The sequence below is a fragment of the Terriglobia bacterium genome, from assembly GCA_020072815.1.
In the GTDB taxonomy this organism is placed as follows: domain Bacteria; phylum Acidobacteriota; class Terriglobia; order Terriglobales; family Acidobacteriaceae; genus Angelobacter.
The window spans coordinates 31,545-50,748 of record JAIQGE010000025.1 but is presented as its reverse complement, the minus strand read 5'-3'; the positions used below and the strand labels follow the sequence as shown (position 1 = coordinate 50,748).

17 protein-coding genes are annotated in these 19,204 nt (G+C 56.4%); 6 read left to right on the top strand and 11 right to left on the bottom strand.

Going from position 1 to position 19,204, the window contains the following annotated elements:
• The first annotated feature begins 1,401 nt into the window (after positions 1 to 1,401).
• Both LAO20_22535 and LAO20_22530 read left to right on the top strand, forming a co-directional pair.
• A complete protein-coding gene (locus LAO20_22535; protein ID MBZ5534213.1) occupies positions 1,402 to 2,457 on the top strand; it encodes an RHS repeat-associated core domain-containing protein in 1,056 nt (351 codons plus the stop codon).
• Positions 2,458 to 3,488: 1,031 nt separating this feature from the next.
• Complete coding sequence (locus LAO20_22530) at positions 3,489 to 3,914, top strand: hypothetical protein (protein MBZ5534212.1); 426 nt, start codon at positions 3,489 to 3,491, stop codon at positions 3,912 to 3,914.
• Between the two features lie 635 nt (positions 3,915 to 4,549).
• On the opposite strand, the gene LAO20_22525 is transcribed toward LAO20_22530, so the two are convergent.
• The gene (locus tag LAO20_22525) at positions 4,550 to 4,957 is read right to left on the bottom strand and encodes a hypothetical protein (GenBank protein MBZ5534211.1); all 408 of its coding nucleotides are present in this window, start codon (positions 4,955 to 4,957) and stop codon (positions 4,550 to 4,552) included.
• 343 nt (positions 4,958 to 5,300) lie between these two features.
• On the opposite strand from LAO20_22525, the gene LAO20_22520 reads away from it, so the two are divergent.
• The 3 genes from LAO20_22520 to LAO20_22510 all read left to right on the top strand — a co-directional run bounded on the left by LAO20_22520 (position 5,301) and on the right by LAO20_22510 (position 6,636).
• Positions 5,301 to 6,056: a hypothetical protein gene (locus LAO20_22520; GenBank protein MBZ5534210.1), complete on the top strand. Its 756-nt coding sequence runs from the start codon at positions 5,301 to 5,303 to the stop codon at positions 6,054 to 6,056.
• Positions 6,053 to 6,349, top strand: a complete 297-nt coding sequence (locus LAO20_22515; protein MBZ5534209.1) for a hypothetical protein — start codon at positions 6,053 to 6,055, stop codon at positions 6,347 to 6,349. The genes LAO20_22520 and LAO20_22515 overlap by 4 nt, the downstream gene beginning before the upstream one ends.
• A gap of 98 nt (positions 6,350 to 6,447) precedes the next feature.
• Complete coding sequence (locus LAO20_22510; GenBank protein MBZ5534208.1) at positions 6,448 to 6,636, top strand: hypothetical protein; 189 nt, start codon at positions 6,448 to 6,450, stop codon at positions 6,634 to 6,636.
• Positions 6,637 to 6,768: 132 nt separating this feature from the next.
• On the opposite strand, the gene LAO20_22505 is transcribed toward LAO20_22510, so the two are convergent.
• The 6 genes from LAO20_22505 to LAO20_22480 all read right to left on the bottom strand — a co-directional run bounded on the left by LAO20_22505 (position 6,769) and on the right by LAO20_22480 (position 13,509).
• On the bottom strand, positions 6,769 to 7,365 hold the full coding sequence (locus tag LAO20_22505; GenBank protein MBZ5534207.1) for a hypothetical protein: 597 nt from the start codon (positions 7,363 to 7,365) through the stop codon (positions 6,769 to 6,771).
• 481 nt (positions 7,366 to 7,846) lie between these two features.
• On the bottom strand, positions 7,847 to 8,944 hold the full coding sequence (locus LAO20_22500) for a transposase (GenBank protein ID MBZ5534206.1): 1,098 nt from the start codon (positions 8,942 to 8,944) through the stop codon (positions 7,847 to 7,849).
• The gene (locus LAO20_22495) at positions 8,931 to 9,821 is read right to left on the bottom strand and encodes a hypothetical protein (GenBank protein MBZ5534205.1); all 891 of its coding nucleotides are present in this window, start codon (positions 9,819 to 9,821) and stop codon (positions 8,931 to 8,933) included. The genes LAO20_22500 and LAO20_22495 overlap by 14 nt, the downstream gene beginning before the upstream one ends.
• Before the next feature lie 571 nt (positions 9,822 to 10,392).
• Positions 10,393 to 11,661, bottom strand: coding sequence for a hypothetical protein (locus LAO20_22490; protein ID MBZ5534204.1), 1,269 nt, complete (start codon positions 11,659 to 11,661; stop codon positions 10,393 to 10,395).
• Positions 11,662 to 11,840: 179 nt separating this feature from the next.
• Positions 11,841 to 12,083: a hypothetical protein gene (locus LAO20_22485; GenBank protein MBZ5534203.1), complete on the bottom strand. Its 243-nt coding sequence runs from the start codon at positions 12,081 to 12,083 to the stop codon at positions 11,841 to 11,843.
• 88 nt (positions 12,084 to 12,171) lie between these two features.
• Positions 12,172 to 13,509: a S8 family serine peptidase gene (locus LAO20_22480; GenBank protein MBZ5534202.1), complete on the bottom strand. Its 1,338-nt coding sequence runs from the start codon at positions 13,507 to 13,509 to the stop codon at positions 12,172 to 12,174.
• Between the two features lie 760 nt (positions 13,510 to 14,269).
• Between LAO20_22480 and LAO20_22475 the strand changes: the two genes are divergently transcribed.
• Positions 14,270 to 15,169 carry a right-handed parallel beta-helix repeat-containing protein gene (locus tag LAO20_22475; protein MBZ5534201.1) on the top strand — a complete coding sequence of 300 codons (900 nt, stop codon included), beginning with the start codon at positions 14,270 to 14,272 and terminating at the stop codon, positions 15,167 to 15,169.
• Positions 15,170 to 15,269: 100 nt separating this feature from the next.
• Here the strand turns inward: LAO20_22475 and LAO20_22470 are convergent, their stop codons facing one another.
• The 4 genes from LAO20_22470 to LAO20_22455 all read right to left on the bottom strand — a co-directional run bounded on the left by LAO20_22470 (position 15,270) and on the right by LAO20_22455 (position 19,064).
• Positions 15,270 to 15,956, bottom strand: a complete 687-nt coding sequence (locus tag LAO20_22470) for a class I SAM-dependent methyltransferase (protein MBZ5534200.1) — start codon at positions 15,954 to 15,956, stop codon at positions 15,270 to 15,272.
• Between the two features lie 56 nt (positions 15,957 to 16,012).
• Positions 16,013 to 16,948 carry a glycosyltransferase family 2 protein gene (locus LAO20_22465; protein MBZ5534199.1) on the bottom strand — a complete coding sequence of 312 codons (936 nt, stop codon included), beginning with the start codon at positions 16,946 to 16,948 and terminating at the stop codon, positions 16,013 to 16,015.
• The gene (locus LAO20_22460) at positions 16,929 to 17,621 is read right to left on the bottom strand and encodes a class I SAM-dependent methyltransferase (GenBank protein ID MBZ5534198.1); all 693 of its coding nucleotides are present in this window, start codon (positions 17,619 to 17,621) and stop codon (positions 16,929 to 16,931) included. The genes LAO20_22465 and LAO20_22460 overlap by 20 nt, the downstream gene beginning before the upstream one ends.
• 69 nt (positions 17,622 to 17,690) lie before the next feature.
• On the bottom strand, positions 17,691 to 19,064 hold the full coding sequence (locus LAO20_22455) for an amidase (GenBank protein ID MBZ5534197.1): 1,374 nt from the start codon (positions 19,062 to 19,064) through the stop codon (positions 17,691 to 17,693).
• Positions 19,065 to 19,204 lie beyond the last annotated feature (140 nt).

Here is a 19,204-nt window from a genome sequence, read left to right as displayed (position 1 = left end):
CGCAGATCACGCTCACCGCCAAGACGGCGGGCGAAGCCGGCGACTACACCGCGACGTACTCTACCGCTTGGGACACGGCCGATTTCAGCGCAGCGTCGTTCACCGGGCTGGTGTCCAACCTGCGCCTGCTGGGCGGCGCAGACCTGAACCAGTTCGCGCACACTTATCTCACGCTCTACTTCTATGACGCGCTGGGCAACCTGCTGTGCGTGGAGCAGCACGGTAACGTGGGGCCGGGAACGTCCGGGGCCACGGGATGCAGCGCCGCGCCGAGTAACGATGCGACCAGTCCGTGGCGCGTGCGGCGGTTTACGTACGATTCGCACAGCCGGCTCCTGACGGCCAAAAATCCGGAGTCGGGGACGATCAGCTACACGTATGACAACGACGGCGAGCTGCTGATGAAGACTTCTCCTGCGCCGAACCAGACCAGCTCGGCGACAACCACGATCAGCTATTGCTATGACGAACTGCATCGCCCCACCAAGCGCGACTACCAGTCGCACACCTACACGCCGCCGGCTTGCCCCATCACCGCGCCGGTGGTCAGCTACACCTATGACACGGGCACGAACGCCAACGGCAAACTCACCTCGCTCACCGACCAGGCGGGAACAGCTTCCTACTTTTACGATCCGATGGGCCGCATGACGGGTGAGACGCGTGTGATCTCGGGCGTGTCCAAGTCGCTCAGTTACGGCTACGACCTTGGCGGCTCGCTGAAGTCGCTGACGTATCCCAGCGGCGCAACCGTTACGTACACGCCGGACTCTGCTGGAAGGCCGCTGTCTGGGGTGGATGCAGCCAACAGTATCAATTACGCGACCGGCGCCACGTACAACGCGCCTGGCTCGCTGACCAGTCTGGTCAACGGCAACACCGGAACGTTCGCCGGGATGACCAACACCTTCACGTACAACAAGCGCCTGCAGCCGGTGAACATGTCGGCCGCGTCGCCAGGGCAGACGGTGTTTTCCATCGGCTACGACTTCCACTTTGGCGCAGGCAATAACGGCAACGTCTACGGCATCACCAATTACAAAGACAACGCCCGCAATCAAAGCTTTACGTACGACGCGTTGAATCGGCTGACCTCCGCCCAAAATGCGGGCACTGATTGCAACGCGAAAGTCCTGCACAACCAGACCGAGTACTGGGGAAACTCTTACGCCTATGACGCCTGGGGCAACCTGCTGCAGAAGATCTTGACCAAGTGCGGCGCGGAGAACATGGTGCTGACGGCAGACGGTCACAACTGGATTCACGCTACTAGTGCACCGGACTACCTGTATGACGGCGCCGGCAACATGACGCACGACGCCACGGCCGGTCTGGATTACACCTTTGACCGTGAAGAAGTCGAACGGCACGGGGGCGTCGGCGGGGACACTGTACTGGTACATGGCGCCGGGGATCGTGGCGGAGTCAGACCAGGCGGGGACCCTGAAGAGCGAGTACGTGTTCTTTGCAGGCGAGCGCGTGGCCCGCCGCGACTTGGTCGCGCCGACGGGAGTGTTCTACTACTTCTCTGACCACCTGAAGACCGCGTCGGTGGTTACCGATGCGGCGGGTGTGATCAAGGCCGAATCGGACTATTACCCCTGGGGCGGTGAGTTGCAGTTCGTCGCCAGCGACTCGAATCATTACAAGTTCACCGGAAAAGAACGAGATTCGGAATCCGGGCTCGACTATTTCGGAGCGAGGTATTACTCGAACGGGTTGGGACGCTGGATCAGTGCCGATTGGTCTGCTACGCCGGTTCCGGTGCCGTATGCGGATTTTGGGGACCCGCAGTCGTTTAATCTGTACGGCTATGTAAGGAATATTCCGACGGTGAAGGTCGATCTTGACGGCCATGGTGACCCGCCAGTGAGGACGCTGCCGGAGCCGACGCCAGCTGACTGGGCGCTAATCGACGCGGCTGAACCAGTTTCTCCTTTGGTGCCAGTAGTCGTATTTGGGGCCCCGGTAGTCGCCGCAACATGGTTTGCCGCAACTCATCCGGCTCAAGCGCCAGAAGATGGCTCCTTCGGTCCATACGGCGATATGTATGTATACTCGGCGTCAAGCTCTCAAGGACCAGGGCAAACGCAGACCCAAGGGCAAACACAAACTGAGGAGTCAAAACCACAGGCAGAGCCCGCAACCGCTGCCGCAGGTGGTGCCAAGAAGGGAGGCGGGAGCACCGTACAGGAAAACAAAGCAAAAGGAGACGCCTACCGAGATGAAGTCGCGGATGCGCTAAAGGCTGCTGGAAAAGATGTTAAGACCGAGGTTACTAAGAAAACTCCCTTTGGAACCCGACGGATGGACATCGAAGTAAAGCATAGTGGAAAGGCGAGCGGGGTTGAGACGAAAACAGGAAACTCTCGCTATCGGCCTAGCCAGCGTGCAAAGGACAACTATCTAAAGAAACACGGGTATCCGGTAAATGTCGTTCGGAAGCCTAAGGATTAGAGGCGAGTGATGAATGCGGAATTGGACAAATTGATCGGAACGTGGCGGTCAGACCCGACGGACCGTGCAGGGAGGCTTGCGTACGGCAGTGTGACGCTAAAATTTGGTGAGGATAAATCTCTAATCTACATTACACATACGGTTGATCGAGATGAGGTCGCCCGTTTGACATTTCGCATAGAGCCAGGATTCATCGTTACGGATCAGCCCTCAGCACCGAGATCTGAACGAACTGCATATGAATTTACAGCAGACGGGAAGCTAATATTGGCTTTCGGTGGGGAGAAGTCACGTTACATCAGAAATGCATAAGGGGTGAGCCTCGATAAGACCGAAAGCCCTACTGTCAAGGAAAAACTATTCTTGGCGATGCGAAAGCATCGCAATGTTGGTCAAACAAGTCTGCCGACGAAGACCCTCCACCCCGACAGGCGAGCCGCGCACGCCGAGTTGCGGATTGTTGGACGATGTCCTTTTTCTCGGTCCAGACTTAGGCGAACAAATGATAAAATAAAGCGAAATTACGCTCTAGCACTTAGCCGTTAGCCTTTGGCCAGACTCCCGGATATGGGAATTGACAACAAGCTCATTGGCTTTGGTCGAGGTGCACTCGAAGACCGGTCGCCCAGGCGCTCGGAAACGCTCTTGGAAAAGCTCAACTATCGGAATCGCCGGGGATAGGCTGGGGATGCTTTGAAGTAAACCCTTTAGAATCCTAGTTGAAGGCAGATGGACAGGGGGGCTCAACTTTAGAATCCTAGTTGAAGGCATGGAGCAGGGGGGTGCCGAGCTCGCACTTCGTCGCCAACCAATCGCACGCGAATCGGAAAGAGCCAGAGTCAGAAGTCGCTCAAACCCACGCCAAATTGGGATGAGTCGCGTAACCCTTTTAGATATTGGGATGAACTGGGAGGGGGAGGGCCATCCGCACGTTTTCGCGAAACTGCTGAGCGTCGCCGGGACAACCGTTCACGCTGGCGGAAGATGAAGCGGGCAAGGCGCGGCGGACGTGCGCGGACGCGCTGGGACGTTTGTACGAAGTGGAAGAGCCCGGCGACGCATCGGCTCCGGCGGCCACCGATACCAGCACCATGTCCACCTCGGCCACGGCGATCGTGAGCATCGGCGGCAGCGAGCAGGTGGTGATCATTCCAGCGCCGCCGTGTCCGCCGCGCCAGATTTGCGACCAGACTCCTGAGACCGTCTATGACTCAGGCACGGTTTCGGTGACGGTCAGCGGGCACACCACGTCGGCACCGTACCAGCAAGGCGACACCGCCAGTTCGGTCGCGCTGCATCTGGCCAACGCCATCAACGCCGACGGGGCCGCGGTGGTGACGGCCTCGGCCAGCGGGACGCAGATCACGCTCACCGCCAAGACGGCGGGCGAAGCCGGCGACTACACCGCGACGTATTCCACCACGTGGGACACGGCGGACTTCAGCGTTCGCTTTTGATGATGGCAGCATTGTCTATTTCGAGGTTGAGAGCGGGCAGACCACGCCCTTCGCGGATTCGTTTTCGCAATGGCTGTCGATCATCCTTGAAGACCCTGTGGATACATTGCAGTTGATGCTTTATAACACCTGGCGCGGCAAAGGCAAGCAATTGGAGCCGTCAGAGCACCTTTGTCCCGTATATCCGTTCATTGTTAAGGCAAACCCGGCCTTAAGAGAACTTCATCGCGTGAGAGCATGCAGGACATGATTTACAAAGGCAACTTTGCCTATCAAATCAAAGACATGCCCGATGGCGCTCAGATCAAGATGAGGGTTACAGAGTAGGGCGGGGACGGGTGGGCGGGTGGCCTCGATAAGAGCGAAGGGCCTGTCACGGAAAAACTACGCCTGGCGATGCGTAAGCATCGCGATGTAGGCTAAACAAATCTGTCGACGAAGACACTGGAAAGCACGTGTACTTGTACGCCAATTAGCAGCAGGCACGCGGCTAGGACCAGCCTGAGAGTCTCGCGAGACGGTTCATGGGAGTCTCCCCTTTGTGGTTTAGTTGCCGGGGATCTTGCGCGCGACGCACTTTCCGGACAGCATGCCGCGCGGCGCGGTCAATCGCGCTTAGTTACCTTCTCTTCCGATTACAACTTGATCTTCTTCATTTTGAGAACCTTCACGCAAGCGGCGATTACCTTGCCGGTATCGTGGTCGTATTTCATCTCCGAGAGCTTTCGGATCAATTGGTAAGTCCGCTTGCGCAAGCGCATGCTCACACGGACAACATCACGTAACGGCTCCGGCGCGGGGTCCGGCTCGGGCGGATTCTCCATGCGGATCAGCATCTCCGTCGCCACTTGCAAGGCCCGGCCCTGCGATCCATAGGTGGGTGCTGCCTTCTTAATTGCCTTGGCCGTGTCCACAGTGACCGTGTACTTGGTGATGACGATATCCGCTGAGTCCCCGCCTTTGTGGAGGCCCTTCTTTCGTTTCCAGTTGCTCATAAGCGCCAGGGGATGGCTGGTCAGTTGCGGATGTTGCCACAGCATCATAGACAAGTCAATCGCCGTGCCTCATTGCACGAAGAATGGTGCGAAACTCTGTCCTCGTGGGATTCTCTCTGCCGACCGACTGAAACCAGCTATCCTCTTTTTTGTGAATGAATTACACGTTCGCGGACCTATTCCGCGAAAGGAGAAAACTGAAGATGCAAAAGACCATAGTGAGGATCATTGTAGCGTTACTTCTTCTTGTGGCTTGCGGCTCGGCTCCGGTGCTGGCTGGAGGACCTGGCATTCCACCTTACTGTTACCCCAAAGCGTGCTCCGTTGCTCTAACGAGGTAGCTTCTGCTTTGTAAACTGTCGGGGGCTGGGTTACTCTGGCCCCCTCACATATGGGCGTCGCCAACCTGATTCTGCTCGCAGCATCTTTGATCCTCCAAGGATTTCTCTTCTTCCTGATATTCCGACGGCGTGTGTTCTGGCAGTTCCCGTTTTTCTTTGCATATACCGGATATTCTGTGGTCGCCACAGCGACGCTATTGGCGGTCAGCTCTCATTATTCGGCGTACTTCATCGTTTTTTGGATCAATGAGGCAGGTCTTGCGCTCTTTGCCGTTCTCGCTCTACGCGAGGTCTTCCGCCGGGTGTTTTTAGGCTTTTATGCGCAGTTCCGCTGGTTCCGACTGTTGTTTCCCACGGTAATAGGCCTCATATTTGTGCTTGTGTTCTGGCTTTTAGGCTACCACCGGCAAGCGAAAATCCATCCACCCATCCGGATGATTCTTCTCCTCGGGATTAGTGTTAATTTCATCCAGGCTGGGCTGTTCTGCCTTTTCACCTCGATTGCGCGAAGCTTTCACTTGCGCTGGCGGTTTGCGCCTCTTGGCATCATCCTCGGGTTTGCGATCTCAGGCGTGGGAAGCGCCATTGCATACTGGACGCGTTCTGAATTCGTAACCAAATTTGCTATCGTGTCGAATTATGCCTCTCCTGTGGCATACCTGTTGGCGATCGCCGTCTGGCTGGATACCTTCTTGCGGCCCGAGCCGGAACCGAAATGGATTTCGACTGCCACCATGCGACAAGTAGCCGAGGAGATTCGACAGGACACGATGATGCTCAACAAGATTGTGGAAAAGCTCAAATGATTTTCGGAGTTATCGCCACCCTCGTCGCGCTTTTCATTCTTTCCGTTCTTCGCCTGTTTCTGACTCGTTTTTCTCATCGCAGCTTCAATCAAGTGGTCCCTTACCTTCGTCCTGACGGTGCGGCTATACTTGCGGAACTGATGGACGCCGCACTGGAAAGATCCCTTTCACTCAATCTGACTCAAAGACAATTTCGCAATGAGCAGTTAAACCGCATCCGTCTGGCCGACGAGTATATTGGCCACAGAAACCCAATGCGACCGTCTGGCAGGGCTGGGGCGACACTGAACTAAGCAAAGCACGCAAGACACTCAACGAGGAAGTCGGGGCGGTCGCAGATGCTCTGGTGGTCGCATGTGCTGAATTTCGTATCTGCGCATCGGCGATCCAAATGCAATTGCATATGTGGCAGTTCAAACTCGTTTTGCTGCCCTTCGTCCGAGTCCCTCGCATCTCTCCCTTGAGAAAAATCGACGACTTCGACCTGCTCGCCTCTTACGACAAAATCAAGGAAGCTGCACTCAAGTTGGCCGAGCTTTGTGGTGGCGACTACTATGATCGGTTACTCGAAGCGCTTTAGGGTTTGCTTTGTCGATTTTCGGAATGAATTGCTGAAATCTGTTAGAGCTCGCCTCAGTGCTACTTATTCAGGGCTTTCCCACAATCGGGGCTCCCTTTCCTTGTTTCCGCCACGTTCTCTTGTACGCGCGCCTCATTTGCCATGCCGTCGTGGAGGCACGGCCTTCAAGATGAAGCGCTGTTTCTCTTCCCGCGTCAGCATGCGTCGCACCTGAGTTAACACTTCTGCAGTGCACTCAAGTTCAGCTTCGATGGAATCGAAACTCGGCGCTGTGGTCAGGACCTTCCGTAGCTTTGCCACGATGAAACGCGCGTCATGGGAGGCAATTTCCTGGCGAATCAGGCAGGCCAATGATTCCTGATAGTTCAGCATGTAGGCATGAAAGGTCCTGCCGTCCTGAAGGCTGCGGACTGCCCGATGGATGCCGTCAAGCAAAACCAAGCCTCCGAATCTCTGCACGATGATGCCGGGCTTGTCCGGATCAACGTGGGCGAGATGGATTGGGGCATAGTCATTCAAAGACACGATTCTACGGATGGTCCATTCGTCAATGGGAACTGAGGGCCTGCCATCCGAGGCGATGGTCTTGGCCTTATCAACGTTGAAGAAATGCCTATCCTCTCCGTCGCTGATTATGTAGACCTCAGTGGTGTTTGCGTGCTGGCGGGCGTTGCAGATCGGGCACTCCGTGGCGCCGGTGCCTGGGTATCTCTTCCGCATGTCGATCACGATATTCAGTTCCTCAAGTTTTCCTTTGACACCGTGGCCGAATGGTGATTGTATATGCCATCATAGACAATGGCAAAGTCTAAGACGACGTAGATTGCCCGGGCGGTCGAAGGGGGAAGGAGTGCCGGGGCCATCAGGATTGTGCATCGATCCATGGGCCGGAACCGCCAGGTGATGCCGAGCATTGGTTCGGATGCGGATGGAGTTCGGCTACGCGACAAGGCAAGCCACCCGAGAATTTTCAATGTATAGGAGAAACAAAAATCCATTTCTGAGCCAAGAAGGGGATGGGAGATCGGCGCGGCTCGAACCTTATGAAAAAAGGCGTCCAGGAACCGCGACGTGGAGAAAGTAGCCAAGAAACTGCGAAAAAAATCTGGGAGTAGTTGCGCCAGGGGACCCAATGGTCCGTTGATCCAAAACGAGGTTGGGTGGTTTCCGACCACATGGAGGGTGGAACCCAAGAAGTCAGCAGGAATGCCTATGAGATCGGGGCGCGCTGGCCAATCCAATGCATGGTTTGGCCCTGAGTGTCTACGAGAGGATCTATTCCGAAATCCTTTCGGAGCGAGTTTCTCCATCTTAATCGCTTTGGGCGGCAACGCTTTTCTTGGCCTATGCGCAGAAACAGCGCAGCAGATGTCCTGCTCTTTGAACCAGGAGCCAGCAAACCAAAATACCGAATCGCGTGCCGATAGCGGTCCGGTACGTGGTCGGCAAGAGCCGCAACAAAATCCTCAATCAAATACCGGGTCTCAACGTGCCGTTTCTCTCTGAGATCTTTCGTCCAAAACACTACTTCTCGATTCGTGATCTCAAGGAAACGATGCTGTGCGATCGGTGGTCGTCGTGCATACCGGCCAGCGTAGCGCAAAAATTGCGACTTGGATCTGAAGTGAGCGATGTCGATGCTCCACCAGCGTTCGTACTGTTTAATGAAGAATGCCTTGAGTGCCGCGGTTTCAGTACCGACTGTGAGGACCTTTGTTCTCAGCGCTTCGCGGAGGTACGTTATGACGGCATATCGCCACATGTGCATGAGAGCGCGGTCATTGAAGTGCATGCCGGGGATCCATCGGCTCTCCGATTCTCTGAGACCCCCTGCGGAGACAAGAATATGAAGATGTGCGTTGAAGGTAAGATGGCGCCCGAACGTATGAGGCACGACCATAATCATCACGCGAGCACCATACCTAGCCTTCACCCATTGCTGAATTACCGCGGCTCCGAGGGCCGGCAGGTCGTGCAGAAGATGCCGATTTTGCTGGAAGAGTGGCCACAGAACATTGGGCATGGTCAGACAGATGCCCACATACGGAATATCGGGTAGGGCGGCCCACTGTTCCCTTTGCCACAGAACGGTGGCCCGATGCCCGCAGCTTGGGCACGATCTCGACTTGCATGAGTGATAAACGTATTTCTGTTCACTCTCGGAAGCGTAGATTTCTGCGCCCAGGGTCGCGGTTCGGCAACGAATTACCTTCAGGAAGTTCTCGCGAACTGCTGGCCGAGTTTCGGGGTGATTCCAGATGTCCCGGGTGCTTTCGAGTATGAGTTTCAGAGGCTCACTGTAGCGCAAGGACTCCTCCCTGGGAAGCCAGGATGCGGAGCAATTCTTCGGTGATAAAAATAGTCTTTCCATGAGCACGAAGCAGTTTCACGCTAACCGATGCGAGTTCCTCGGCTTCAAGACCAGGCAAAGCTCTTAGCAGATCAATCAGATTGAATGATTTTGGTGAGCTTTTTGCGCGATGTTTCGATATGAGGGCCCTAATCTCTTTGTTTACACCTCTCTCGTTCCTGTAACACCACAATGCCTCGCGCTGGTCAGCTGGCGCGGCTTGGCTCCATGTCCATGCCCGGTGAATACTGATCTCCCCGCTGCGTAGCGCGTCTAGGAGTTCCGAGATCGCCGAACTTCTGAGCCGCTTGGCCTTGCTCAGGTTACCAACCGATACACCTGCGGCTAGCGCGATTTCGGACCGCACATCCAGTCTTTCAGCTTCTGTCAATTTTGACGAACCCTTGTTTTGGCCGCCGGCCTGCTGATTTGAACGTGCCTTTTCTTTCAGCCAAGGTTCCAGGTCCAACGCGAGAAGAATCCTGCTGAATGCGTTTAGCCCATCCGCCCGGCGATGTTTGTGCAGTAACCAGAGCAGAGCTTCGGCTTCGGAAAGCTCGAACTGGACACACGGGAGCGCGCCATCTCCTTGTTGACGAGCGAGTTCCCAGCGGGCATACCCGTCAAGAATCAGATGGTCCTGCGTGATGAAGAGGGGCTCTCGTAAGGCACGCTCTCCTTGCTCTGCGACTTTGGACAGTTTGGTTGCCGAAACAGAGAGATGGTGCCGAACGTAAGCCGGATGGGGACGGAGTTCATTCGGGCGGCACGTTTTGAGCCTCTGTTGATGGTTGCTCGAGGTGTGGCTGGGTTCATGGTCATCAGATTGAGTCATCGTCTTAGATAGGCCTTAATTGGATTTGGGAGAATGTGGCGAACACAGGCAATCGGGTCTTCAATCATTCCGCAGCAAAGCGAAACCCCGCAGGCGTATACCTGCGGGGTCTCGCTGGAACTGATCGGAGAAGATCTAGCGCCTTATCGGATGCCCTCTGGGAAATCTTGGATCGACCAGAGGCTGTATTTGCTTGGGGGTGTCTGTGTGCTCCTAATTATGGGCTAGGCCGCGCGAAATGACCCGGCTCGCCTCAGTAGGTCCATTTCTTGCAGCCAGCTCACAGTCTGGTTCCAATTGGCAACCGTTTGGGCTACCACCTCTCTTCTACTACCACCTGATTTTTCCTGCACTTGAGCGTGCTAGTGCATGAATACCGGCTCCAATATCGTCATGTTCGACAGCAAGGGGATCAAGCAGGAATGATAAATGTCGAAGTCATTCAACGTCAGCCGCGCGCCGCGGGCGACGTTTCTACGGCGGCATAGAGAAGGGTTTACCGGCCGATTGGCGCGAAGGGAGTCATTTTGAAGTTGTACAAGCGTGACCGCCGATCAGCAGGCGCAAGATACTAAACTTCTTGATAGTCCGCCGCAGCCACTTCGACGAAGCCACCACGGCCCACCATCTCCGTTGATACGCCTCCGGAACTGATGTGGTCGGGAAGCTTCTTCACGCCCACAGACCAGTCCGTTTCGAAAATGTTGGTGAAATACGTCGCCACGCCTTTGTGGCCGAACAACAGGCCTGCCTCCCGGTTGTCGTTGATCGCTGCATTTGACCAGTTTTGCGAGCTTACCAGCACCGTGACGCCGTCCACCAGGATCAGTTTGTTGTGGCAGTGGACCAGGCGTGTTGTGTCCACGTAACGGATGTTTGTGCCAATTTTCAATTTGTACAAGGCGGCAATGTTTGCGAGGTTTTTTTTCTCCTGTTGCAATGCCTTGTCGTCGAACAACTTGCCCAGCAGGATACGAACGTCAAGCTTGGCGTTCGCTTTGCGCGCTTCGGCAATGGCCTGCATAAGCTCCGCAACCGGCGTATCGAGGCTATGGATATATTGTTGCTGGATCAAGACGGATTTCTTGGCTTGCCGCAGAATACCCGGCAGTACCTGAATATAGTTGTCGGGGCTCAGAATTGGCTGAACGGTGAGTGGGGCCGCGAGCTTGAATGTCTTACTCGGAAACAATTTGGATGGCCTTCGAGTGGGAGCCGCTTCAACCAGAATTGGTGCGGGAGGGGCAGCCTCGGCTTCCACACCAGCCTCAGCTTTAAGCTCCAGGCTCATGTCACGATTCAAAATCTGGGTCAGGAAGTCAGCCAGCTTCCTGGAACGCACAGCCACACCCATGTCGCGGTTGCCAGTGCGGAAGTGGCCGTCGTCACGCCCATCGGAGACGTTCAGTGGAATGCTGTTGTTGCTGAAGTTGCCGCTTTGAACCATGCACAGTGAGCCGTCAATGATGATCACTTTTTCGTGGGATGACCGGAAGACATGAATCTTTTTGCTCGCGCACGAGGGAGCAGGCACGCATTGGGCGCCCAGGTCAGCAAGGTTCGTAAAGATGGCATCTTCGTCGCTCACGTGATCGGTGTCCAGCATGAGCGTGACCTTGACGCCACGCGCTATCGCATCCTTCAGCAGAGTTGCGACGTAGGTTGCGGTGAAATCATAAATGCCGATCAGGATCGTCTTCTTTGCCGAGTCAATAAGCTTTTTGGTGACAGCAAAAGTCGAATCTGGCGAAGCATAGGCGATGATTTCATCCTGGATAGAGAACTTTGGAATAGAGACCTTATGGTAGGGAGGCGCAAGGCGGCAATTCCGAGGCACCATTTCGAGTGTGACGTCGAGATTGCGCTCTCTTGTTCCCTCCTCTAGGACCTTGATCGCCGCCAAATGAGCGTCATGTTTTTGGACGACAAAAGGCATACAATTCCTTTCTGATCTTGCGTAAAACCGGAAAGACATCTTCCGGAATTCACACTACGCAACTATTGAACATAAGGAAGCAGTTATGAAACCGGTGCATCGGGAGGGCCGATATTCACTGGTTGGTCCTCGGAGATGTCTGCGACACCCCGCACGGCCCGCAGCTTGTTTACTGCCTTGGGGTGTGCGGCACCGGTGATGGAGCCAATGGCCTCCAACACCTGCTTCACGTCAAACCCTTCGGTTCTAAGATCCTTCGCCACTTCATGAATGGGGCGGTCTCCTGAGACCGTCACTACCAACGCTTTTTTTTTCTCGGCAACCATAGCTCACTCTCTCTGGTACCAGTGTACTCTTCTGCGAATAGATTGCGCGGGTGGCCCATGGCCTGAAGCCCGGCGCAATTTTTTCGAGCTAAGGCGCTTGCACCAGGCCGGCGCCAACGTCGCTCGCCGGCAACGGCAAGTGTCTGGCCGCTGCCTGCAATTTGGCGCGAAGCGCAGCACCGCGAAGCCCAGGGCTGGTTTGTGCCCAAAGTGCAGCGCACCCGGAGACATGAGGCGTCGCCATGCTGGTTCCCGAAATGGTCTTGTGCAATGCGGGTCTTGGCCACGACGAGAACACGTTGACGCCCGGCGCTGCGATGTCCACTTTGCCGCCATTCGAGAATGGCGCCACGCGAAGAGAGGAATCCAGCGCGGCTACGGACATTATCGTAGGGGAGTTGGCAGGCGCCCCTGCCGGTTTGATGATACCGGGCCGGACGCTGTCATTTCCCGAGGCTGCGATAATAAGGCAGCTCTTAGCCAGCGCCGCCGCACCCGCTGCCGTGTAGGACGCTTGCGGTGGGATAGGCGCACCCAGTGACATCGAGATCGCCACGCACTTGTTGACAACGGCCCAATTCATGCCGGCCAGAACCTGCGCTTGGGTCCCGCCCCCGGAGTTGCTGAGCACCTTCCCGACGAAAATTTGCGCCTGGTGTGCAATCCCGTAGCGCGGAATGGGCCCCGCGGGCGCCTTGGGCCCGCATGCCGTCCCGGTAGTGTGTGTGCCATGCCCGTGCAAGTCCTGCACCTGCTGCCCCACAAAGGAATTGGTGACAAAGGACCGGCCTGCGAACTCCGGGTGTCCCAGATCGAAGCCGGTATCAAGCACCGCCACCTTAATTGCATTTCCTCCGAACGAGCTGGGAGGCACCTTGCACGCAACCAGACCCCAGGTGGCACCGACGACTTCGGGCTGAAATACTTCCTCGGCGACTGGCGCTACACCCAGGTCGGCCTGGATGGTTTCCGCCGCGCGCAGAAAGCCCCTCAGATAGTCTGCCGGGTTAATACCAATGGCGAACATGAAGTATTCCGGATCAAGCGAATGCACAGCACCGTCCTCAGCTGCGAAGGCTTCAGCCGTAAGTGCGTGTTCCTGGACGGCTGCGCCGCCTACCAGGGCCACGCCGATCTCAGGAAAGACCATGGCATCGGCGTCTCCGGCTTCTTCAAACCGTACCGCGTGGGCCTTGAAGTCAGCCGCGCTGGCTACCCGCAATCCCTTGCGGGCCTTGAGGGATTTTACCCCGGCGTCGAAAGCGCCTTCCTTAAAAGTAATCAGATGGCGGCCGGTCGTCAGCCCGTCCCCACCACCCTCGAGGGCTGCGAGCATGAGCTCGTCTGCTGTTGATGCGACTTGCGAAACGCTTTCCGCTGCAATGGCGCGGTGTTTTCTTTCTGATGGTTCCTTGGTTATTGCCATTTTGTGCTCCTTTCTCTGCTTGGCTGACGCGACAACATCTGTCCGGGGTTGACTGCTCTTCGCCCATCGCTTTGTGCGAGCCTGCAAGCGCAAGAAAGACCCTTGCAGCCTCCATAGGCTGAGCGCAATTCGGTGTCTGATACTACTACAACGGAAACTCCCGGCGGGATCCTTGAGCAAAGTTCGAAATGATTCTCGGAATTGTTTACTAGCTAAGTAACGTCTTATTTTTCCGACTGATTATTGATGGCAGCTGAACTTTGGTGATCCTAGAATCATCAATGTTGCCACTGTCCGGACCCATCAACATTCCGACAATACGTCCGCCAACGCGCAAGGTCGGCCGAGGATGATTGTCCCGACCTTCTGCCTGTTTTCATGATTCAGGAGGGTGAGCTGGCCCCACCCCTGTCTTGATGCCGCAACGCGCGAACTGCGTCGCCTGGCCAGCGAAAGGAATTATCAAAACAGAGCGGCCCGGAACCCAACAGAAGATCGGCCGACGGCAGGTAAGTGGCTGATTTCATTGAACTGGCAGATGCTGGCAACGGAAGTAAGTTTTTCTAAGAAAATGGTGAGAAAAAGTGATACGGTCTGCTGGTATCCGCCACTACCCCTCTCGAACGAGAAAGGCGACCCTTTAAGGAATGGCCCGGCAGCAGATTGGTTGACCGTTGCATAAGCCTTTTGGGCTCGAGTTTACCGGCGTTAACAACTGACGAAAAGGCACGAAGAAAAAGAAAGGAGCTAGAAAATCAAAATGAAAATCAATGTTGTGAAGTGGTTGATTTTTGCCGCACTGGGTACCACCATGATGTACGGGCAAGCCAGCCGCACTTGGGTATCAGGGGTCGGCGATGATGCTAACCCCTGCAGCCGAACCGCCCCCTGCAAGACATTTGCCGGCGCGATCTCCAAGACCGCGGCCGGTGGCGAAATTGACGCGCTCGATCCCGCCGGGTACGGCGCGGTAACTATCACCAAAGCCATCACCATTGACGGCGGCGGCGGCCAGGTGGCCTCCGTGCTGGTCAGCGGCACCAACGGAATCGTGGTGCAGGCCAACGCATCCACGGACGTTGTGATCCTGCGAAACCTGCGGATCAATGGAATTGGAACGGGCCTCAACGGCATCCAGTTCCTCTCCGGCAAGGCGCTGGGCATTGAAAACTGCGCGATTTTCGGCTTCACGGGGAACGGGATCAACGTTGCAACCGCAGGCGGGCGAGTGTGGGTCACCCATACGGACGTAACCAGCAACACCGGGCACGGACTCTCGGTCGTGTCCACGGCTCTTACCACGGTGAGCATAGATGGCTCGCATTTCGAGCTGAACAATTTCGGAGTTCTGGCGGGAAGCAACAGCAAGATCGTCGTGACCAACAGCTCGGCATCTCTGAATACGTTCGGCCTTGTTGCGCAACCAGCCGCCGGCACGGCGGAGCTCGATGTTCACAACTCGACCGCATCCAATAACACTGATACCGGGATCTTTTCTGGCGGTGGCGCGGGTACGGCGACGATTCGTATGGCAGCAACATCGATCTATGGAAACGTTGCCCATGGGATATTCGTTTCCACCAACGGATCGATTCTCTCCTTCTCCAACAACTTCAACGGCACCAACGGGTCGCCCAGCGGGACAATTCCTCCGCAGTAGCCTGCGGGTGATTGTCAATCTCGATGTGCATAGGTCGGGCCCGCGGAGGGCCTGACCTATTTTTTCGTGGATAGATGAAGCGGCGAGACGGCGCTTCCTGCTAACGCCTGCGCAGAAAGCCCTGGGGTGCAAATGAGAATCCGAACTTGCGTTCCCGCTCAAAATCGTGTTCGTAGTCGTCAGGGAAGCTGCGGAAGTATTCCTGAATAGCTTCGAAGGGTCCCGGGCCAAAAGATCTCAGGACGGGATGGCCATTGACATTGGAGTCTTCCACGATCAAGTAGTCCCCCGAAACAAGAAGATTGCGAAGATTAATCATTTCGCTCAGCACGTGCTTCTTGGAGTGGTCGCTGTCAAGAATGGCGAATGCCGGGCCGGGATGGTCATGCCTCACTTGCGCGATGGCCCGCCGTACTTCCTCCCGGTCAGATGACATAGTCAACAGACGTATGTTGGGGTCGGACTTAGTCCTCTCTGAGACCTGGTCTTGAGCAATATCCACGGAAATGATCACGAAGGGCTTCCCGATCTGCTGCATCACAGCTGAAAAGAAAAGCGCTGATCCTCCGTGCCAGGTGCCAAATTCAATGACCACCGAGGGCCGTAATGAAACCAATATCTCCTGGTAATTCCACATGTCCATCGGGGACTTGTAGGTCTGGACGCCCAACCAGGAGGTCTGGGTCCACACCAGATTGTTGTAATACCAGAGATGGTAGTAGCGCTTGGCGGCGGCATAGAAGGGGTTGAACCGATTGAACGCTTTAGAAATTTTGGACAACGGCATCGCGCCGCAAATTATACGCGATTCACCTCAGCATGTTCCCACGGGGATAAACGCCGTCAGTTCGGCGCAAGGCCACCGGATCGTCCTCGAAGAGCGTCCCAGACGCCCCGCGCAATGTAGGCCAGCTTCTGCTTGCGGTCCTGCTCGAACAGCAGCAGCTTCATCACTTCCTTGAACCAGGACCAGGCATCGTGGCAAATCCATGCGGGATCGGAAAACAGATAGCGCGGGTACATCCGCAGCCGGTTTCGTGCAGCATAATAACGCCTGACCGGGCTGTGACTGTAGACCATCGTGGTCTTTCCCAGAAAGGTGTGTTGCGAAGGCTCTCCTAGCCGGTGGCCGAGAATTGCATTGGTGGCTTCAACGATCCGGAAGCCGCGCTTTCGCAGGCGCAGGCAATATTCGAAATCCACATAGTCAATAAAGAACGTTTCATCAAGCAATCCGACTTTGCGTAATGCCTCAGTGCTCAAAAAGCTGCCTGACTGCATGGCGACGGTTATTTCCCGGAACGCAGGACTGGCCTCGCCAGGCACATCGATTGCCGAAGCGTCCCCTGGAATCAAGACGTGGTGGGGGCCGATGAGGCCAACCCGGGCGCGATAGGGGCATGCGAGGAAAGCCTTGAGCATGGCGTCGCGGAACCCCGGCAGGACGTGGGTGTCATGGTCAAACGTGGCGATCCAGGTGTAATCGGCGCTTTCCAGGGCTTGGCGAATGCCACTGTTCAGAGCGGCCGCCAGCCCCATGTTTTCTCTGTTCCAAATGCAGTCAAAGTCACAGGCGGAAGCAAGTTCCCGAATGTCCCAACGGGCATGCGGCTCTGAACCGTTATCTACCACGATGAGCTTGTCCACGTGGGGAAGCAAGGCGCGGATGTTCTGCTCCAGCGACGAGTCAGGATTGTAGGTGACCATCACAGCGCATATTTTCAGAACTGTCGCGCGGTCAGGCAATGACGCTGAAGGATCAAGCGTGCCGGGATTCATGGGTTTCACTGGTTGGCTCAACCAGGAACAACATTTGAAATGCCAAGAGGTTAGGAAACGCATTGCCCATCCGCTGCCAGATAGGACGAAAATGCTTGGTGAACCTGTCACCAAGGATCGGGTCGAAGTGGAGAAGATTGTACCCAGCAGCCTGGATCATCTTGCGAGCGGTGTCATAGGTAAAAAAACGAAGGTGCGTATAGTCCAGAAGACCCATGCTCTGGTACTCCCACCTTCCTAACAGCAGTTTAATGCGCATAGTCCAGTAGGCAATGTTGGGGAGGCAGATCAGCACGCGGCCACCCGGTGCCAGGAGCTGCTGCGCCTGACGAAGAACGGCCTGCGGGTCAACCAGATGTTCCAGCACGTCGCCGAAGGTGATCAGGTCAAATTGTTCGCCAACACTCTTGGTCCAGCTGCTGTCATTGAGATCAACCGACAGGACGCGGGCGCACGACCGGCGGGCTTCTTCCGCAGCCTCCGGATCAATCTCCAGGCCCACCACGCGGGAGCCGCCGGCGGTGATGAGGCGGGACAGGAAGCCATTGGAGCATCCGCATTCCAGCACGCGCGGATACTTCTTGGCTTCGTCCACAAAAAGCTTGTTGCGGATAAAGTTTTCCGGAGCGGGCGTAACGTCATAACGCTTGCTCTTGAGGGTGGCTAGCTGCATCGCGTTTTCATCAAAGTTGATGGGCACAATTGTAACATCCTGATTTGGTTCCATTAGGTGGCGATGCTTCTATTCGGCCAAGGCCGGACGGGACTTGTGCCACTCGGTCAGCTTTTCATACGCGCGCGCCAGCGCCAGGACCACGCCTTCGCTTCCGGGCGCTCCGGCAATTTGCAAGCCAATCGGCAATCCGGATTTGGAGAACCCGCAGCAAACCGAGATCGCCGGGAGTCCGTAGACGTTGAAGGGGCGCGTGTTGCGAAGCATCAGCAGCTCTTTGCTGCGCAAGTCGGCCGGAGCGGCCTGCAGCTCCGCGAGCGACGGCGCGAGCACGGGCGCAGTCGGCGTGATGATGAGGTCAGCATGCTCAAAAACGTTGAGGATCTCGCGCCGCTCGCGAAGCAGGTCGCGGTACTTCTCAACGTAATCGGCGGCGGTAACGTCGGCGCCACTGCGAATGCGCTTCAGGGTTTCCGGGTCGTATTCTTTCTCGTGCGCCGGCAGGTACCGCTGGTGATAGACAAAAGGCTCACAGCGGACCACGGTACGGTCCATGTCCGTGGACAGGCTGATCTCCTGCATACCGGCAGTCATCCTGCTGAGCAGAGCCAGTGCGGCGTCGGCGGCGTGCTGGACTTCCGGGTCAAGGTCCTGCCAAAACTCACTTGGTGCGGCCAGCCGCAAGGCGGAGCAATCTTCTTCAATGGCGGAAGGGTAGTACACCGGCGCAAACTTCTGGCAATAGAAGTCACGCGGATCGTAATGGGCGATGGCCTGCAGCATCAGCGCGACGTCGGAAACCGTGCGCGCCATGGGGCCAACGTGGTCCAGCGACCAGGAGAGCGGAATCACTCCCCGCGTGCTCACCAGACCATAAGACGGCTTGATTCCCACAATGCCGCAAAACGCGCTGGGCAGGCGGATGGACCCTGCTGTGTCCGTGCCGATAGCGCCGTAACAAAGGCTGGCGGCCACTGCCGCAGCGGCGCCCGACGAAGACCCTCCGGTGATGTGGGCGGTGTTCCAGGGGTTGCGGGCCACGCCAAAATGGCCGATGATCCCGCTGCCTCCGTAAGCGAACTCATGCAGGTTCAGCTTGCCCAGCAGGACTGCACCCGCAGCGCGCAGACGCCGTACAACCTCAGCGTCTTCAGAGGGAACGTGATGCTCCAGCACCGCGCTGCCGGCGGTGGTGCGCACGCCCGCGGTCTCCGCCAGATCTTTTATCGCCACGGGAATTCCGTGCAGCGGACCTTTCCATTCTCCGCGCGCGATCTCGGCTTCCGCCTTTGCGGCTTCGGCCAGAGCGGACTCGGCCGTGACCGTGATGAAGGCTTTCAGCAGCGGGTCCAGGCGCTCAATCCGCGCCAGGCAAGCCTGCGTCAGTTCGACCGGCGATACGGTTTTCTTTTGTACGGCCTGGCTGGCCTCAGTCAGGTCCATCAGGGCAAGTTGCTGGGAGGAATGTTTTGTACCCGCAGACATAGTGAATCAGAGAATACCATTGCCAACTCAACAGAAGAACGGATTTGCGGCAGGCCGCATGCCCGGAAGTTCACTGGGCTGCTGGATTGGTTTCACGC

Bases quoted from the DNA above. Each gene is read 5' to 3' on its own strand.
- LAO20_22525 (MBZ5534211.1), bottom strand. From the start codon at position 4,957: ATGATGCTGTGGCAACATCCGCAACTGACCAGCCATCCCCTGGCGCTT.
- LAO20_22510 (MBZ5534208.1), top strand. From the start codon at position 6,448: ATGCAATTGCATATGTGGCAGTTCAAACTCGTTTTGCTGCCCTTCGTC.
- LAO20_22490 (MBZ5534204.1), bottom strand. From the start codon at position 11,661: ATGGTGCCTCGGAATTGCCGCCTTGCGCCTCCCTACCATAAGGTCTCT.
- LAO20_22520 (MBZ5534210.1), top strand. From the start codon at position 5,301: ATGGGCGTCGCCAACCTGATTCTGCTCGCAGCATCTTTGATCCTCCAA.
- LAO20_22480 (MBZ5534202.1), bottom strand. From the start codon at position 13,509: ATGGCAATAACCAAGGAACCATCAGAAAGAAAACACCGCGCCATTGCA.
- LAO20_22475 (MBZ5534201.1), top strand. From the start codon at position 14,270: ATGAAAATCAATGTTGTGAAGTGGTTGATTTTTGCCGCACTGGGTACC.
- LAO20_22485 (MBZ5534203.1), bottom strand. From the start codon at position 12,083: ATGGTTGCCGAGAAAAAAAAAGCGTTGGTAGTGACGGTCTCAGGAGAC.
- LAO20_22535 (MBZ5534213.1), top strand. From the start codon at position 1,402: ATGGCGCCGGGGATCGTGGCGGAGTCAGACCAGGCGGGGACCCTGAAG.
- LAO20_22455 (MBZ5534197.1), bottom strand. From the start codon at position 19,064: ATGGACCTGACTGAGGCCAGCCAGGCCGTACAAAAGAAAACCGTATCG.
- LAO20_22465 (MBZ5534199.1), bottom strand. From the start codon at position 16,948: ATGAATCCCGGCACGCTTGATCCTTCAGCGTCATTGCCTGACCGCGCG.
- LAO20_22495 (MBZ5534205.1), bottom strand. From the start codon at position 9,821: ATGACTCAATCTGATGACCATGAACCCAGCCACACCTCGAGCAACCAT.
- LAO20_22515 (MBZ5534209.1), top strand. From the start codon at position 6,053: ATGATTTTCGGAGTTATCGCCACCCTCGTCGCGCTTTTCATTCTTTCC.
- LAO20_22470 (MBZ5534200.1), bottom strand. From the start codon at position 15,956: ATGCCGTTGTCCAAAATTTCTAAAGCGTTCAATCGGTTCAACCCCTTC.
- LAO20_22460 (MBZ5534198.1), bottom strand. From the start codon at position 17,621: ATGCAGCTAGCCACCCTCAAGAGCAAGCGTTATGACGTTACGCCCGCT.